This is a genomic window from Enterococcus sp. AZ048 (genome assembly GCF_051715125.1).
GTDB lineage: Bacteria > Bacillota > Bacilli > Lactobacillales > Enterococcaceae > Enterococcus_A > Enterococcus_A gilvus.
The window spans coordinates 558690-575416 of sequence record NZ_JBIOTD010000002.1 but is presented as its reverse complement, the minus strand read 5'-3'; the positions used below and the strand labels follow the sequence as shown (position 1 = coordinate 575416).

The window sequence follows — 16727 nt, the reverse complement described above, 5'->3', positions numbered from 1 at the left end:
CGGCCTGAAAAACAAAGTTATTTTTCTGGATAGAAAAAATAGATCTATTAAAATGAAAAAGGAGCAATCAACATGACGAAAGATGTAAAAGAGTTGGCATTAGAACAAGCAAAACAAAACGGCGGCAAATTAGAAGTTGTATCGAAGGTCACGATCAATGATCGTGAGGATTTGAGTATTGCGTATACACCAGGTGTGGCGGCAGTTTCTTCGGCTATTGCGGAAGACAAAAAATTGGCGTACGAATTGACAACGAAAAAAAACACGGTTGCTGTGATCAGCGATGGTTCAGCAGTTTTGGGATTAGGCAATATCGGGCCTGAGGCAGCAATGCCAGTCATGGAGGGAAAGGCAGCGTTATTTAAACGATTTGCTGGAGTAGATTCGATCCCCTTGGTCTTGGACACTCAAGATACCGAGGAGATCATCCAGATCGTCAAAGCGCTGGCACCGACGTTTGGCGGGGTGAATTTAGAAGATATCAGTGCGCCGCGCTGTTTTGAGATCGAACAGCGTTTGATTGAAGAATGTGACATTCCGATTTTTCATGACGACCAGCATGGGACAGCGATCGTTGTCTTATCTGCGTTATTCAATAGTTTAAAATTGATTGGAAAAACGATCGAGGAAGTAAAAATCGTTGTCAATGGCGGTGGTTCTGCGGGACTCTCTGTGACGAGAAAATTCTTAGCAGCAGGCGCAAAAAATGTAACTGTGGTAGACAAGCACGGCATACTAAACGCAGATGATGCGGCAGAATTGCCAGAGCATCATGCGGAAATCGCCAAAGTCACGAACCCAGCCCATGCCTCTGGAACATTGCAGGATGCCTTAGTGGACGCAGATGTTTTTGTCGGCGTGTCAGCCCCTGGCGTGTTAAAACCAGAATGGATCAAGGCGATGGCAGAAAAACCCGTGATCTTCGCGATGGCAAATCCGACACCGGAAATCTTCCCTGATGAAGCATTGGAAGCAGGGGCTTATATCGTAGGAACAGGACGCAGTGATTTTCCAAATCAAATCAATAATGTACTGGCCTTTCCAGGTATCTTCCGCGGCGCGCTGGATGCTAGAGCACGAAAAATCACTGTTGAGATGCAGATTGCAGCGGCGAAGGGGATCGCCAGCTTGATCCATGAAGATGAATTGACGACGACCAACATCATTCCTGATCCATTCCAAGAAGGCGTCGCAAAAGTAGTAGCGAAATCAGTCAGCGATGCGGTGTATGAAACAGCAACCGTTTAACGAATAAAAACGTACTTCCGATTGAGGGAAGTACGTTTTTTTACTTGCCGCGAAGATTACGTTGTTTTTCCTTGGATAAGTTTTATCGGCAGTGCATAGTATTGTTCTAATTTTTTTTCTGGGAGGGTGACGCGTTGGATCAAAAGATCCACTAATAAATCCGCAAAATCAGAAATTGGTTGAGCGATCGTTGATAATTGAGGGAAATAATTTTGAACAAATTTCGTTCCATCATAACCAATCAGCTTTAAATCTTCTGGAATTGAAATCTTCATCTCTTGGCAGATATTGTAAACTAAAATCGCGGTCAGATCATCCGTACAAAACAGGCTGTCCAACTCTCCATTTTCTAAAATCCGCTTGATTTCTAACGTTTTAAGAGCCATAGAATTGGCTCGGGAATCAATAGTAAAAATGTGAGACGCTAACTGCTTGCTGGACAAAAATTGCTCATAGCCCTTTAAGCGGTCATTCGTTGGAGAATCTGATTTCAAGCTCCCTGTCAGAATCCCAATTTTTCTACAGCCTCGTAGATACAAATTTTCCGTCGCTAAGTAACCACCATGAAAATTGTCACTTCCAATAATCGGGATGTTTTCCGATAAAAAGCGGTCAAAAGAAACAATGGGCAGTCCGATGTCATCGTATTCTTTGATTCCTAGGTTATGTGCGCCAGCGATAATCCCATCCACTCGATTTGCTGAGAGCATATTGATATAGGCGCGTTCTTTTTCTTTGTTATTGGCACTATTGCAGAGGATCGTTTTATAGCCTTGTTCAAAAAGTGTGGCCTCCAATTTATCGACGAGTTCGCCAAAAAAAGGATTGGACACCGTCGGGAAAATAAGTCCGATCAACTGTGTGTTTTTTCCTTGCAAAGAGCGGGCGAGCGAGTTGGGTTGATAGTTCAATTCTTTCATCGCGGCATGCACTTTGTCGATGGTTTTTTGACTGAGCGAGCCATAATTATTGATCACTCGAGAAACCGTAGTGGGAGAGACGCCTGCTTTTTTTGCGACATCTGTCAATTTGATTGCCATCGTATCTTCTTACTCCTTAATCGTTCATCATCTTACGCAGACACCAGATATTTCCAGAAAAATGGCCGGAATTCCCTTCAAGAAAGAGGCCATTTTCATTTTCAGTTGGAAACACTCGTGCAGTCAGAACAGCCTGACCATCATTTACGAAAATCTCGCAAACCGAGCGGTCAACGAAAATCTGTAAGGACAGCGACCGATTCTTCTCGATCGCGAGGGTTCTCGTTGTCCCGTATTCTTGAGCGAACACATGGCTTACGCGTGAACGGTCTAAAGTAATCATACCATTTTTTGTATCGAAGTCGATCGTTAACGAGTGATCTCTTTGCGGATCTGAATAAAGATGTAATTTGCCCTTACTATTCGCAGGAAGATCAAGCATCAATTCATAACAGTTGTCTGTTTGCGCTGCAATCGTAGTAGGTGTTTGAGCCAGTGTACCATCAAATGAAGTCTGATCCTGCCTCAATTCAACGACTTCTTTGATAGGTTTTTGGTATAAGTGCCCGTCTTGCAGGTGTAATTCTTTGATGATACTTAAGCAATGTGCCCAGCCCTCTGAATCACTTGGATAAGCTACTTCAGGGAGACCAATCCAACTTACGGACAAGGCTCGACCGTCTGGCGCATTGAAGGCCTGTGTCGCGTAGACATCAAACCCAGCATCCAAATTAGCCAATGGGCTTGGATTGATCAGTGAAAGCCCATCATGACTCAATGCGTCCGCCACGATATACGCATTCGGATAAATGTTTTGATAAGCCATAATTGTTTTATCCAAGCCTTGAGGGCAGAATAAGAAAACAGGGTGGTCATCAATAAAGACCAAGTTCGGACATTCCACCATAAATCCCATTGACTGATCTGAAAAATCTAAAGGCCCGTCAAACGTCAATGTTTCTAAGGATTCGCCGGAATATACCAGTACTTTGCCTTCCAGTTCGTCGGTTTGTGCACCGATCAAAAGCCAATAGGTCTCTTTGTGATGAAAGACCTGAGGATCGCGAAATTCATGGGTATAGCCCTCAGGTGGAGAAGGAATAATCGGTTTTTTCTCTTTCATCATTTTTCCATCTTTGTCCATACGCGCCAACATTTGATAGGAAGCCCGTTCCCATTTTGAATCCCGAACATTTCCTGTGTAGGCCAATACGAGTTCGTCATCGACCACGATACCTGACCCTGAATAGACACCGTGCTGATCATAATCAGAATCAGGAAGGAGTGCGATGCCCTCCGTTTTCCAATCCACCAAATTTTTTGATGACACATGGGCCCAAGATTTTACTCCATGAACAGGTCCCATGGGATAAAATTGATAGAAGAGCTGCCATTTCCCATCGAAGTAAGAAAAGCCGTTTGGATCATTTAGCAGTCCGCTTTCTGGTTGGATATGATAGTTCAGCCGCCAATGAGAGTTTTGAACCGTATCGAGTAAAAAATGTTGATAGGTGTCACTCCATTGAGTATAGGGTAAATAGCGCAGGTCAGAGGTCCATTTGTCTATTAAATTCATTTTTTATTGTTCCTTTCTATTAGGATAAAAGTGAGTATCCTATTTTAAGTTGAGGAGTTATGTATGGAGCAATGAATCCAAGTGTGATACTGAAGAATACAGAAAACGCCTTCTTTCATTACAAAGATACGGCAAAATCCTATTATTGTCAAACGTTTGTCAATGTTAAATATCATATAATCAAAGGATTAAGTATCATATTGCCTGCTGAACAAAAATATTTTTGATAAACGTTTGACATTTTAAAAATATGCGGTATGATAAAAATGAAAAAAGCGATTACATAGGAAGGGGATAGATCATGAATCATCAAAAAGTAGCAGCAGAGGTAAATAAAGCAGTAGGGGAAGGGAATATTCAAGCCGCCGCTCACTGTGCCACAAGGTTACGCCTCGTACTAAAGGATCCGAGTAAGGTCGATCATGCTGCATTGGACAATAATGAAGACGTAAAGGGAACCTTTGAAGCCAACGGGCAATTTCAAATCATCATCGGACCGGGGGATGTAAATAAGGTCTATGCTGAACTGGTCAAATTGACGAATGTGAAGGAAGCGTCGACAGAAGATTTGAAAGCGGTCGCGGCTGAGGGCAAAAAAGTCAATCCGGTAATGGCCTTTATCAAAGTCTTGTCAGATATCTTTGTTCCGATCGTCCCAGCTTTAGTAGCCGGCGGTTTACTAATGGCAATCAACAATGTCTTGACTTCGCCAAATTTGTTCGGTCCGCAGTCCGTTGTTGAAATGTTTCCTAATATCAAGGACGTTGCCAGTATCATCAATCTGCTTTCTTCTGCACCTTTTGCTTTTCTGCCTATTTTAGTCGGATTCTCAGCGACGAAACGCTTTGGCGGAAACGGTTATCTAGGGGCGGCAATGGGAATGGCGATGGTTATGCCGGATTTGATCAATGGGTATGGTGTTGCCAATGCGATTTCTGAGGGAACGATGCCTTACTGGAATATTTTCGGTTTGGAAGTGGCGCAAGCGGGCTATCAAGGCTCGGTGTTGCCTGTACTAGCTGTTTCTTGGATTTTAGCAACATTGGAAAAATTCTTTCATAAAAAAATTTCCGCCGCATTTGACTATACCTTCACACCGATGTTAGCCATTATTATTACCGGTTTTTTAACCTTCATTTTCGTTGGTCCTGTGATGCGTACAGTTTCTGATGGTTTGACAGATGGCTTAGTGTGGTTGTATCAAACAACGGGAGCCGTTGGCTTAGGGGTCTTCGGGTTGTTCTACTCACCGATCGTGATCACAGGGCTTCACCAAAGCTTCCCGGCGATAGAAACGACGTTGTTAGCAGATGTCGCGCGAACGGGAGGGTCCTTCATCTTCCCAGTGGCATCCATGGCAAATATTGCGCAAGGTGCAGCAGCGTTAGCGATCTTCGTACTTTCTAAAAATGAAAAGCAAAAAAGTTTAGCCTCTTCTGCGAGTATCTCTGCATTGCTTGGGATCACAGAACCAGCAATCTTTGGGATCAACTTAAAATTAAAATTCCCATTTGTTTGTGCCATGATCGCTTCAGGAGTTGCTAGTGTCTCGTTGGGGATTTTCCATGTATTGTCTGTAGCGATGGGTCCGGCAAGTGTCATCGGATTTATTTCAATCGCACCTAAATCGATTCCGTTCTTTATGATCGGCGTAGTCATCAGCTTTGTTCTAGGATTTGCGCTGACCTTTGTCTATGGGAAAAAGAAAATGGCTGTTCCTGCAACAGCAGCAGAGGATGCACAAGAGGCGGTCATCATAAATGAAAATCCAGATGGCTCTTCTGAGGTTCAAGATGATGTGTTGGCGGCTGTTGTCTCTGGGACGATCGTTCCGTTAAAAGAAGTCAATGATCCGGTTTTCTCAACAGAGATGATGGGTAAAGGAATCGCCATCGCTCCTGAAAGCAATCAGCTCTTTGCGCCAGCAGATGGCGTACTGACTGTTATGTACGACTCAAAGCACGCATATGGGATTCAGGCAGATAGCGGTGCGGAGATCCTTATTCATATCGGGATCGATACCGTGAATCTTGCAGGGAAATTCTTCTCGACCAATAAGAAGAAGGGCGAGCGTGTGAAAAAAGGCGAACTGCTGGGAACCTTTGATAGAGAAGCCATTGAAAATGCCGGATACGATGATACCGTCATGATTTTGGTCACAAACTCAGCGGCTTATGGCGAAATAAGTCCCTTGGATAAGGCGAATGTTATTCAAGGAGAGGACATTCTCGCGGTGAGCAAAGCGTATGAATAGCCAATGGTGGAAACAGGCAGTTATTTATCAAATCTATCCTCGCAGTTTTCAAGACAGCAATGGCGATGGCATCGGGGATTTGACTGGAATCATCAAGCGCTTAGATTATTTGTCTTATTTAGGGATCGACGCGCTTTGGCTGAGTCCCGTTTATGCCTCGCCGAACGATGATAACGGCTATGACATCAGCGATTATGAAGCGATTGGATCGGAGTATGGGACAATGGCGGATATGGATCGGTTAATCGAAGAGGCCGATAAACGAAGCATTAAAATTATTATGGATCTGGTCGTCAACCACACCTCTGATGAACATTATTGGTTCCAAGAAGCACTAAAAGGAAAAGAGAATCCTTACCATGATTTTTATGTCTGGCGAAAACCAGTTGCGGGTGGCGTGCCGAATGGATTGACATCTAATTTTGGCGGTCCCGCATGGACGTATGTCCCGCACTTAGATGAATACTATTTACATTTGCATTCAAAAAAGCAGCCGGATCTAAATTGGGAAAATCCGCAAATGAAGCAAGCCATCTGGGACATGATGAACTTTTGGCTGGCGAAAGGCATCGGCGGATTTCGTTTAGATGTGATCGATTTGATTGGGAAAGAACCGGATCGAGAAATTACACAAAACGGCCCCAAGCTGCATGAACTGCTGCAGGAGATGAATCGTAAAACTTTCGGAAATTATGATGTGGTGACCGTAGGGGAGACCTGGGGAGCTACCCCCGAGGTCGCGGAATTGTATTCAAGTCCTGAGCGAGATGAATTGTCTATGGTCTTCCAATTTGAGCACATCAATCTAGATAAGCAAACAGGAAAAAGAAAATGGGATCTGAAAGCATTAGATCCGCAAGAACTGCACGCTGTCTTCTCAAAATGGCAAATACAACTTGATAAAAAAGGCTGGAATTCGTTGTTTTGGAACAACCACGATTTGCCTAGAATCATTTCTCGCTGGGGAAATGATTCGGACGACTATCGAGTGATCAGCGGGAAGATGTTGGCTATCTATCTTCATTTCATGAAGGGCACGCCTTATATTTATCAAGGTGAAGAGATCGGAATGATCAATTATCCGATCCAACAAATTCAAGAAGTAGACGATGTTGAAAGTCTTCGGATGTACAATGAACGGCTCGAACAGGGCTATCCAGTCGAGGAATTGATTCAGTCCATCAATGCGAAGGGGCGTGACAATGCCCGGCATCCTATGCAGTGGGATACGCAGCGAAATGCGGGCTTTTCTACTGAAACCCCTTGGCTGCCGGTTCATCCAAATTACTTAAAAGTAAATGCAGAGGCCGCTCTTACTGATAAGCATTCACTTTTTTATACCTACAAACAATTGATTCAATTGAGAAAACAAGTCAATGTGATCGTAAACGGAGGGTATCAAGCGGTGGAAACGAAGAATCCGCTTGTCCTAGCCTATCAACGTATGGATGAAAAAGAAGTCCTGACGATCGTTGTGAACTTTTCTGATGTCATTCAACAGTATCAATTGCCAACGCAGCTCATGAATCACGAAATGTTGATTCACAATTATCCCGAAAACCCTAAGCAGTGGGAGCAATTATCTCCTTACGAGGCTTACGCTGTTCGGCAAATCAAATAAAAGCATTTCCCGCAATCGTGACCGCGGGAAATGCTTTTAAATTACACTTTTTTCCAATGAAACGCTCGCGTAGAAAAATCTTCTTTGATACGCGGGATCAAAATACCTGCATGATTCAGCTCGGCACCAGAGACGATTTCTCCGGTCTCCTCGTTTTTGTAGATTGCCTGATCGTCTAAGTAGTGCGTTTTTAGATACGTCGCAGGAACGGCGGGACGAGCCAATCCGTTGAAATAAATAATCCATATATCCGTCTCATTTATGATCAACCAAGCCGAAGCAAAGAAGGCATCCGCTGGTCGTAAACGATAAAACTTGCCGAATTGAAGCAAGGAGCGATGGGCCTTGTAAAAGTCGATTTGCACAATCATTTCCGTTTTTTCGTCAGTAGTCAAATTTGTAATATCTAACTCATACCCGAAATTCCCGCTCATCGCAATCAATCCTCGCGTATGCATGGAGGTGGTGCGACCCACCTGATGATTTGGGACAGGCGAAACGTGCGCGCCCATCATGATCGGCGGGTATAAAAAGCTGTAGCCATACTGAATGCCACTGCGACAGAGGGCGTCCGTATTGTCACTGGTCCAAGTCTGGGGCATGTAAGCCATCATTCCTGGATCGAAACGGCCGCCGCCACTGGAACAATTCTCAAATAGACACTCAGGAAAGCGTTTGGTGATCGTTTCAAGGACGTGATAGAGTCCGAGTACGTAACGATGGGAGATTTCCTTTTGCTGTTCCGCAGGATAGGCCGAACTGCCGACTTCGGTCAAATGACGGTTCATATCCCATTTGATGTAGTCGATCTTGCCTGTCGCTAAGTAAGTCGTCAAAACGTCGATCAAATACTGTTGAACGACCGTTTGACTCAAGTCCAAGACAAACTGTCTGCGTCCTTCTGTTAAAGGGTAATCAGGGACTTGCAACACCCAATCAGGATGCGCTTCAAATAGACGGCTATTCTGAGAGACCATCTCAGGCTCGAACCACAAACCAAATTTCAATCCTTTTTCCTGGATTTTTTCTGCTAAACCTGCCACGCCGTCAGGGAGCTTTTCTCGATTGTCAAACCAATCTCCTAGAGAGGAAGTATCATCGTTTCGGTGTCCAAACCAGCCGTCATCCAAAACAAAGAGTTCAATGCCAGCCTCTTTCGCCAAATCAGCTTGTTTGAGCAGGGCATCTTCTTGAATATCAAAATAATTTGCTTCCCACGTATTTAATAAGATAGGGCGTTCTTTCTTTCGCCAAGAAACGGGGATTAGCTGGTCTTGATAAATTTCGTGGAAGGTCTGAGACATTCCGTTGAAGCCATTGGTTGAGTAGTTGAGCACTGCCTCGGGAGTCTGAAACATTTTGTCAGGCGGTAAGCACCATTCAAATGTTTCCGGCTGAATGCCTAACTGTATGCGGCTCGATCCATATTGTTCCACCTCAACTTGTGCAGCAAAGTTGCCGCTATAAACCAAATGAAAGGCCAATACCTCCCCTTGAAACTCATCGGTCGTGGGGTCTGCTAGCGCTAGAAAGGGTTGATGCTGAGGACTGCTTGTCCCACGAGAACTCTCGATTTTTTGAATACCAGAATGGAGCGGCTGACGAGTGATATTGGCTTCGTTTGTATGCGACCCATTCAGTGTAACCAGATCGAAGTTAGTTCGTGGAAGGTCGAGCATCAGCGAGCCTGCGTTTTCAATATATACGGTCTCTTCACCGTGATTAGTGAAGCGGACATTGCGAGTGATGACAGGATAGTCTTCATAAAGAGTATAAGAAAGAACCATTTCCAGATCCTGAACGTCATCGATCAGTGCGATTTCCAACGTTTCGGTATTATCTCCGCGTAAACTAGGCAAGCCTTCTAAACGAGGTTTTCCCTTGGAGATCGTGTGTCCATGATAAAAAAAGTTTGTCACATTGGAGCCATTCTCTCTGCGAATCTGATAATTGCTGACACGATGATCCCCCGTGCCTTGTGTGCTAGTCTCCATCGGTAAGGCGTTCAGTGAAAATGTGCGATCCGTTTTATCGGGATTTGTCGCAAATCCGCGATCAATCTTTTGGAGTGCATTGCTACCCGCGTAAAAAGGAAGTGATTTTCCTAAATAGCGATGGGTAATATATTTGTCTTTTACGATCTCTATGACATAACTGATGAATTTGTTGGAGAGATGAACTGTTTGTTTTTCAGAATCAAATAAAATTGGCATGAAGTAAACTCCTTTCTCCTATATAATGTAAGCATACGTAATTGGAGTATTGACAACAAGAAGAAATAATTTAAATGAGGGGGTAAAAAATTGCATCATAATTTCGCTCAAAGTTATTACTATTTGGATACCTTTAGCTTGCCGTATCTGAAGGGGATCGGAGTAGGTCATGGCGGTGATCAGTATTTTTGGGACAATCAAAACCGCAAAGACAATATGATCGTGCTGCAATATACCTTGAAAGGAACCGGCTATTTTGAGATAGACACTCAGCGAAGTCTCCAAAAAATCGGCAGTTTCTTTCTTGCAGAGATCCCTAGTGATTGCCGCTATTATGGCAGGGAAGACTGGCAGTTTATATACCTAGAATTTTCTAAAGAAATCCTCCAGTGGTTTTATCCAACAAATCAGGCACACCATGATAGTTTTGCGGCATTTCAAGACACAATCACAGAGGTTGTTACACAATTACAGGAGAAATCTGAAGTCGCTTTTTTTGAGAATACCCAGCTAACATACGCACTCGTTTTAGCAATAAAAAAGGAATTGCTATCGAAGCGAATGGAAAAATATCCATTGGCTCAGGAAATAAAAGGCTACCTGGAACAACAGTATCAACAGGAGCTTGGTTTAGCGGACATTGAAAAACAGTTTGGTATCTCTAAATACAAAGCGATTCGTGTGTTCGAAAATGCCTATGCGCTCTCACCGATGGCTTATTTGAAAAAGTATCGAGTCAAGCGCTCGTTGCCGTTTCTAATCGACGGGCAACGAACGATCCATGAAATTGCTCAACTTGTTGGGATGGCGAATGGCAATTATTTTGCTAAGGTTTTTAAGGCAGAAGTAGGCATGGCTCCCAGCGACTACCAAAAAAGCAAACAGACGACTTAAATGAACGAAGTCGGTAATCTATAAATGAATTGGGAGTTAGACGAATAGGATCATTTACCCAATAAAAAATAGACCAATCCATTTTACTAGTAAAAAAAGAGAATGCAGTTGAAGCAATCAAATCACCAACTAGATTGCTTTTTTGTCGTTCCTGGAATAATTCTACTAAGCAGATTAATTCCCTAAAAAAATAACTCGTGGTAGGGTAATTTTATCAAGTGATAAGTGGAGGTCTTTTTTATGTTTTTAGCAATCAATGAAATCAAACATTCGAAGCTGCGCTACACCTTAGTGATGGGCGTCATGTTTCTGATTGCCTATTTGGTGTTCTTTTTGACGGGACTGGCTTACGGGCTGGCGCAGGACAATCGGACGGCAGTAGACAAGTGGGATGCAGATTCTATTCTGCTGACAGAGGAAGCAAATAACAATTTAAACATGTCTATGATCCCGTTAAAAACCTTTGACGACGTGAAGGCGGATGAGAAAGCGTACCTTGCCCAGACAGCGGGTGTCATAAAGGGCGACAACGGAGAAAAAATTGATGTCAGCTTTTTTGGGATCGATAAGGACCAATTTATCGCGCCGAAGCTGAGCAGCGGGAAGATGTTCTCGACTGACGATGAAGCGGTGGCGGACATTTCCTTGAAGGATGAATACAATCTGAAGCTCGGTGAAACGGTCAAAATGGCCGGTAATGACAAAACATTGACGATCGTTGGTTTTACAGATAACGCAAAATTCAACGTCGCACCTGTATTGTACACGACGATCGGCGCGTATCAGGAAATTCGTTTTGAGACACAGGGAACGAATGAAAATACTCGGATCAACGCAATCATTACGCGTGGAAAGGTCGATTCGGTTCCTGATGATCTGGACAAGACCAGCATCAGCAGTTTTATCAATGATCTGCCGGGCTACAGTGCACAAGTATTGACCTTTGGATTTATGATCGGGTTCTTGATCGTCATCGCGGCGATCGTGATCGGGATCTTCATTTATGTATTGACGATGCAAAAAGCGGAGATTTTCGGCGTCATGAAGGCACAAGGAATCTCAAGCCGCTACATTTCAAATTCCGTGATCGCTCAAACCTTCTTGCTGGCGACTGTCGGTGTCGTGGTCGGTTTGGCGGCGACGCTAGGAACAGCCCTGGTATTACCAGACGCGGTGCCGTTTCAAGTGAACATGCTGTTTTTCGGCGGAATCAGTCTATTGATGATTCTGGTGGCGTTGATCGGAGCGTTCTTCTCCGTTCGAACGATCGTGAAGATTGATCCATTGAAAGCAATCGGATAAGGGGGAGAAACCATGAGTGCAATTGAATTTAAACAAGTAGAGAAAACATTTAAAGATGGCGATTCGACGATCGAAGCCTTGAAGGAAACGAATTTTTCCGTGGAAAAGGGAGAATTTGTCGCGATCATTGGTCCCTCCGGTTCGGGGAAGAGTACCTTTTTGACCATCGCCGGCGGTCTGCAATCGCCTTCGGAGGGGGAAGTCTTGATCAATGACGAAGACTTCAGTAAAAAGAAGGAAAAGGATCGGGCAAAATTGCGGTTCAAAGAAATCGGCTTTATTTTGCAGGCATCCAATCTAGTGCCATTTCTGACCGTCAAAAAGCAATTGAAGCTGGTGGATAAGGTCAGCAAAAACGACAACACGCAAGTTGCGGAGAAATTATTTGACCAACTGGGAATCGCGAGTCTAGAGAACAAATACCCGGAAGAACTTTCTGGTGGGGAACGTCAGCGGGTCGCGATCGCTCGCGCCTTGTATCACGATCCGACGATCATTCTTGCGGATGAACCTACCGCCAGTCTGGATTCTGAAAAAGCCTATGAAGTCGTTAAGATTTTAGCGAAGGAAACGAAAGAAAAGAAGAAGGCAACGATCATGGTGACTCACGACACTCGCTTAGTAAAATTTTGCGACCGCGTGTTAGAAATGAAGGACGGCATGCTGAAGGAAAAGGAACTTTCTGAAGACGACGCCCACCCGGATAGCGTATAATAACTGTACAAAAGAAGAGCGAGGCGATTCAATGTACGAAGAGATTTTGGATATTGCAGAAGATTTGTTCATGAGACAAGGGTACAACGACACCTCCACACGGCAAATTGCAAAAATCCTAAACATCACCCAACCAAACATATACTATCATTTTAAAAATAAAGAAGAGATCTACTTTCAAGTAATGAAACGCCTATCAACAGAAGTAGGGAAGAACCTTTCTGACCTATCGAAAAAAGCGGGGAGCTTTGAAGCGCGGGTCACGGCAATGGTCTTTTACTTGCAGGAGCGACACCCGTTCAGCTTATTCATGATGATGCATGACATCCAGCATACGCTAAATCCTGAAATCGCGAAGCAGCTCTTTTCTTTTTGGCAGGAGTCGTATAAACGCCCGTTTCTCGACCTGTTCAATCAGGAACCGAAAATTCGTACGTCTGTCGAACCCGAGGTTGCGGTGCGTCAGCTATTCATATTGATCTCGGCAAATTTAGAATCCCCGGAGGCCGTACAAAAGGAAAATATGGAAAAATCCATCCAGCTTTTCTTCTACGGAGTCTTGGATAACTAAAAAAAATCCCACTATCTTGAAAGGATAGTGGGATTTTTGCTTAGGCCAATACGGCTGCGATCATGTCAGGCAATTCTTTTTTCATGACACGTTTTGTTGAGAGTGCATCTGTATAAGTGACCGATTGATCCGCTGCGACCGTTGCTAATAATTGACGGTCTTTTTTTGGCGGGTTGTAGAAAACTTCGATCGCTTTGTCAGCTTCTGACCATTCAGCAGAGTAATTCGTTTTTGTTTTCAAGGCTTGGTTCAATGCCTCTGCTTGTTCTGCTGTTACGCCGTTGCTTTCTGGAGCTTTGGCAACATCTGCCATGATGTCTTGGGCAAGTTCTGCCGCTTTGTCTGTCTCAACGCTGGCAGGGACCGCTTTTTTGAAGCTTTCTGACCACAGGTTGTACAGGCTGTTTGTCAATTGATTCAAGGTATTGGTTTGCGGATTTTTAATGTGAGCTTCCACCAATTCTCTGAAGGAATGATCCTGCTCTCCACTTTGGATGTGGCGAGTTTCGCCATCCGGTGTCTTTTCGTCAAAATGGATTTGATGCGTGTTGACTTTGTCAAAATAAATCTTCACGTCGCTGTGGATATGATCCGCAAGTGTTTCTTCTACTTGAGCGAAGGTTTTGCTGATTTGTTTGTTGCGTAGCTTGATTGATTTTTTGATACTTTTTAAATTCACGAGTATAATTCAGTCGCTTTCTTTTAAGAGTTGTTCTAATCCGATAGTATTATAGCATATTTCGTAAGAAGTGCAGTAATAATGCAAAAAAAGACGGAGATTTCTCTCCGTCGGGTCTCATTTTAACGTAAATCTTTGAGAAATTCTGTTTTTCCCGGGTCGATCTCGTCCTTCATTTTAATGATTCGTGCAGGCGTTCCTGCAACGACTGCGCCAGCAGGGACATCTTTTGTTACGATCGCACCTGCGGCAACGACCGCGTCTTTTCCAATGTGGACGCCTTCTAAGATGACGGCATTGGCGCCTACTAATACATTGTCTTCCACAACCACAGGAGAGGCACTAGGCGGCTCAAGAACACCAGCCAAGACGGCGCCGGCGCCGATATGAGCGTGGTTTCCGACCGTCGCACGAGCACCTAAGATCGCACCCATGTCGATCATCGTGCTATCACCGATCGATGCACCGATGTTGATGATGGCGCCCATCATGATAACCGCCTTGTCACCTATGGCTACACGGTCGCGAATCAAGGCGCCGGGTTCGATCCGTGCATTGACGGAGGAGATATCCAGCATCGGGATCGCTGAGTTGCGGCGGTCATTTTCAAGGTGGACCTCGGTAATGTGTTGTTTTTGTTCTGTCAATACTTCTTGTACTGCCTGACTTTCACCAATCAAGATCCATGTTTTTTCTTGTCCGAAAAACTGTACCTTTTCTTTGGTGATGCCCGTCAAATCGCCTTGTACGTAGGCTTTGACAGGGGTCATTTTTTCGGCATTTTTAATGTATTTTGCAATTTCATAAGGATCAGTCAAAGTCATAAATTTACTCCTGTCTACTTATCTAATTAAAATTCCGTTCTATTTTTCATCGATCAGTTTTTCCATATCGTATAAACCGGTCGTTTTGTTGCTGATGTATTTAGCTGCTTTTACGGCACCGCTGGCGAAAACATTGCGGGACAAAGCCAAATGATTCAGTTCGATGACTTCGTCTGGACCTGCGTAGATCACAGTGTGCTCGCCGGGGATAGTCCCGCCGCGTACCGCGTGGATACCCAACTCAGATAAGGGGTTCTCCAGATCATTTCCGTGGCGCCCATAAATATACGTCTTCTTTTCTTCAACGGCATCATTAACGGCATCCGCAAGTAAAAGGGCGGTCCCGCTAGGTGAATCTTTTTTCTGATTGTGGTGCTTTTCCACGATCTCGATATTAAAATCTTCTTCTAAAACAGGCGTGATCTCGCGGATCGCTTTTGCTAGAAGATTGATACCCAGGGACATATTTGCTGAGAAGAAGACCGCCGTTTCTTCGGCAGTTCGTTGGATATGTTCGTGGATCTCGTCAGTCAAGCCGGTCGTTGCTACGACTACTGGGATCTTTTTGTCTCCGCAATACTCCAGAACAGCAGGAACAGCAGAGTAATGAGAGAAATCAATGACGACGTCAGCGTTTGTCTGGCAGTCTTCGATGGAGCGATAGGTAGGGAAGTCTGCTACAAAGGCTTCGCGATCAACACCGGCTACGACGCGCATCTCAGGTTGTTCCGCGATTATCGTTTGCAGGACTTGTCCCATGCGCCCATTTGCACCGCTTAAAAGGATGTCGATCATTCTGCTACCTCCAACCCGTAGGCAGTCATTTCTTTTTTCAATCCTTCAACGGTCTCTGCTTTTGCTGGAGACAAGGGAAGACGGAAGTGTACGTCGATTTTCCCTAAAAGACCAACCGCTGTTTTAACCGGGATAGGGTTCACTTCGCAGAAGATCGCGTGGATCAACGAGATTTGAGCAAGCTGTAATTCTTTTGCTAAAGAGAAATCTCCCTCCAACGCTGCTTTTGTCAGCTCGTGGGTCTGTTTTGGCGCGATGTTTGCGATCGTTGAAATCGAGCCGCTGCCGCCTAAGGCCATGATCGGCAAGACTTGATCGTCGTTTCCAGAATAGATCGCGAACTCCTCCGGCATGATCTGAGCAATCTCTGCTATTTGCGAAATGTTGCCGCTGGCTTCTTTGATCGCCACCACATTCGGGATCTCGCTCAAGCGTTTGACCATTTGCGGGGCAATATTCATATTGGTACGTGAAGCCACAGAATATAAAATAATCGGCAATTCCACGTTTTCTGCGATTTTTTGGTAGTGAAGAAACAGACCTTCATCTGAAGCTTTATTATAGTAAGGAGTCACGATCAATAGGGCATCGGCACCTACTTTTTCAGCGCCTGTTGACAATTCGATGGCATGCTGTGTGTCATTTACACCTGTGCCTGCAATCACCGGGACGCGTCCATTCACCTTATTGACGACGGCCTCGATCACAGCGATATGTTCGTCATTGGCTAATGTGGAGGCTTCACCAGTCGTTCCGCAAGCGATGATCGCATCGGTACCTTCGCTGATCTGCCACTCAACAAGTTCCTCTAACTTCTTGTAATCAACAGCACCATCGGCTTTCATGGGTGTAACTAAAGCGACACCAGATCCTTCAAATATTCTCAAGAGAAACAACTCCTTCATTGTTTTTTTCAAAGATCTTGTAAAAAATCTTTAATAGTAGGATTATATCTCAATTATGAGTGAAAGCCAACGGAAATCTCATGGAATTTTTAATCAGGAATAGTCAGAGAAATTTAGTGTAGGAAGCGCAGTCTTCTTTCTATAGAAGGTT

14 protein-coding genes are annotated in these 16727 nt (G+C 44.3%); 7 read left to right on the top strand and 7 right to left on the bottom strand.

Annotated elements, in window-relative coordinates:
- The first annotated feature begins 72 nt into the window (after nt 1-72).
- Nucleotides 73-1248, top strand: coding sequence for an NAD(P)-dependent malic enzyme (locus IGI66_RS16570; protein ID WP_438849642.1), 1176 nt, complete (start codon nt 73-75; stop codon nt 1246-1248).
- 56 nt (nt 1249-1304) lie between these two features.
- On the opposite strand, the gene IGI66_RS16565 is transcribed toward IGI66_RS16570, so the two are convergent.
- Both IGI66_RS16565 and IGI66_RS16560 read right to left on the bottom strand, forming a co-directional pair.
- Entirely contained in the window at nt 1305-2288 is a 984-nt protein-coding gene (locus tag IGI66_RS16565; protein ID WP_438849641.1) for a LacI family DNA-binding transcriptional regulator, read from the bottom strand.
- A gap of 16 nt (nt 2289-2304) precedes the next feature.
- Complete coding sequence (locus tag IGI66_RS16560) at nt 2305-3804, bottom strand: sucrose-6-phosphate hydrolase (RefSeq protein WP_438849640.1); 1500 nt, start codon at nt 3802-3804, stop codon at nt 2305-2307.
- A gap of 301 nt (nt 3805-4105) precedes the next feature.
- On the opposite strand from IGI66_RS16560, the gene IGI66_RS16555 reads away from it, so the two are divergent.
- Together IGI66_RS16555 and IGI66_RS16550 are read left to right on the top strand one after the other, a co-directional pair.
- Nucleotides 4106-6058, top strand: coding sequence for a sucrose-specific PTS transporter subunit IIBC (locus IGI66_RS16555; RefSeq protein WP_438849638.1), 1953 nt, complete (start codon nt 4106-4108; stop codon nt 6056-6058).
- A complete protein-coding gene (locus tag IGI66_RS16550) occupies nt 6051-7679 on the top strand; it encodes a glycoside hydrolase family 13 protein (protein WP_438849637.1) in 1629 nt (542 codons plus the stop codon). Before IGI66_RS16555 ends, IGI66_RS16550 begins: the two co-directional genes overlap by 8 nt.
- A 41-nt stretch (nt 7680-7720) precedes the next feature.
- On the opposite strand, the gene IGI66_RS16545 is transcribed toward IGI66_RS16550, so the two are convergent.
- Entirely contained in the window at nt 7721-9892 is a 2172-nt protein-coding gene (locus tag IGI66_RS16545) for an alpha-galactosidase (RefSeq protein WP_438849636.1), read from the bottom strand.
- A 90-nt stretch (nt 9893-9982) separates the two neighbouring features.
- Here IGI66_RS16545 and IGI66_RS16540 point away from each other — a divergent pair, with 90 nt between their 5' ends.
- From IGI66_RS16540 to IGI66_RS16525, 4 genes are all read left to right on the top strand, one after another.
- Nucleotides 9983-10786, top strand: a complete 804-nt coding sequence (locus IGI66_RS16540) for a helix-turn-helix domain-containing protein (protein ID WP_438849635.1) — start codon at nt 9983-9985, stop codon at nt 10784-10786.
- 240 nt (nt 10787-11026) lie between these two features.
- Complete coding sequence (locus tag IGI66_RS16535; RefSeq protein WP_438849634.1) at nt 11027-12088, top strand: ABC transporter permease; 1062 nt, start codon at nt 11027-11029, stop codon at nt 12086-12088.
- Between the two features lie 12 nt (nt 12089-12100).
- Complete coding sequence (locus IGI66_RS16530; RefSeq protein WP_010778588.1) at nt 12101-12802, top strand: ABC transporter ATP-binding protein; 702 nt, start codon at nt 12101-12103, stop codon at nt 12800-12802.
- Between the two features lie 31 nt (nt 12803-12833).
- Entirely contained in the window at nt 12834-13373 is a 540-nt protein-coding gene (locus IGI66_RS16525; protein ID WP_010778587.1) for a TetR/AcrR family transcriptional regulator, read from the top strand.
- Between the two features lie 40 nt (nt 13374-13413).
- Here IGI66_RS16525 and IGI66_RS16520 read toward each other — a convergent pair whose 3' ends face one another.
- From IGI66_RS16520 to dapA, 4 genes are all read right to left on the bottom strand, one after another.
- A complete protein-coding gene (locus IGI66_RS16520; protein WP_431378635.1) occupies nt 13414-14052 on the bottom strand; it encodes a hypothetical protein in 639 nt (212 codons plus the stop codon).
- 122 nt (nt 14053-14174) lie between these two features.
- Entirely contained in the window at nt 14175-14876 is a 702-nt protein-coding gene (dapD, locus tag IGI66_RS16515) for a 2,3,4,5-tetrahydropyridine-2,6-dicarboxylate N-acetyltransferase (protein WP_010778585.1), read from the bottom strand.
- A 39-nt stretch (nt 14877-14915) separates the two neighbouring features.
- On the bottom strand, nt 14916-15671 hold the full coding sequence (dapB, locus tag IGI66_RS16510; RefSeq protein ID WP_438849632.1) for a 4-hydroxy-tetrahydrodipicolinate reductase: 756 nt from the start codon (nt 15669-15671) through the stop codon (nt 14916-14918).
- Nucleotides 15668-16558, bottom strand: coding sequence for a 4-hydroxy-tetrahydrodipicolinate synthase (gene dapA / locus IGI66_RS16505; protein WP_438849631.1), 891 nt, complete (start codon nt 16556-16558; stop codon nt 15668-15670). The genes dapB and dapA overlap by 4 nt, the downstream gene beginning before the upstream one ends.
- Between the last annotated feature and the right edge of the window lie 169 nt (nt 16559-16727).

Excerpts from the sequence above, each read along its gene's own strand:
- IGI66_RS16560 (WP_438849640.1), bottom strand. The coding sequence starts at position 3,804 with ATGAATTTAATAGACAAATGGACCTCTGACCTGCGCTATTTACCCTAT.
- IGI66_RS16545 (WP_438849636.1), bottom strand. The coding sequence starts at position 9,892 with ATGCCAATTTTATTTGATTCTGAAAAACAAACAGTTCATCTCTCCAAC.
- IGI66_RS16525 (WP_010778587.1), top strand. The coding sequence starts at position 12,834 with ATGTACGAAGAGATTTTGGATATTGCAGAAGATTTGTTCATGAGACAA.
- IGI66_RS16535 (WP_438849634.1), top strand. The coding sequence starts at position 11,027 with ATGTTTTTAGCAATCAATGAAATCAAACATTCGAAGCTGCGCTACACC.
- dapD (WP_010778585.1), bottom strand. The coding sequence starts at position 14,876 with ATGACTTTGACTGATCCTTATGAAATTGCAAAATACATTAAAAATGCC.
- IGI66_RS16570 (WP_438849642.1), top strand. The coding sequence starts at position 73 with ATGACGAAAGATGTAAAAGAGTTGGCATTAGAACAAGCAAAACAAAAC.
- dapB (WP_438849632.1), bottom strand. The coding sequence starts at position 15,671 with ATGATCGACATCCTTTTAAGCGGTGCAAATGGGCGCATGGGACAAGTC.
- IGI66_RS16530 (WP_010778588.1), top strand. The coding sequence starts at position 12,101 with ATGAGTGCAATTGAATTTAAACAAGTAGAGAAAACATTTAAAGATGGC.
- IGI66_RS16550 (WP_438849637.1), top strand. The coding sequence starts at position 6,051 with ATGAATAGCCAATGGTGGAAACAGGCAGTTATTTATCAAATCTATCCT.
- IGI66_RS16565 (WP_438849641.1), bottom strand. The coding sequence starts at position 2,288 with ATGGCAATCAAATTGACAGATGTCGCAAAAAAAGCAGGCGTCTCTCCC.
- IGI66_RS16555 (WP_438849638.1), top strand. The coding sequence starts at position 4,106 with ATGAATCATCAAAAAGTAGCAGCAGAGGTAAATAAAGCAGTAGGGGAA.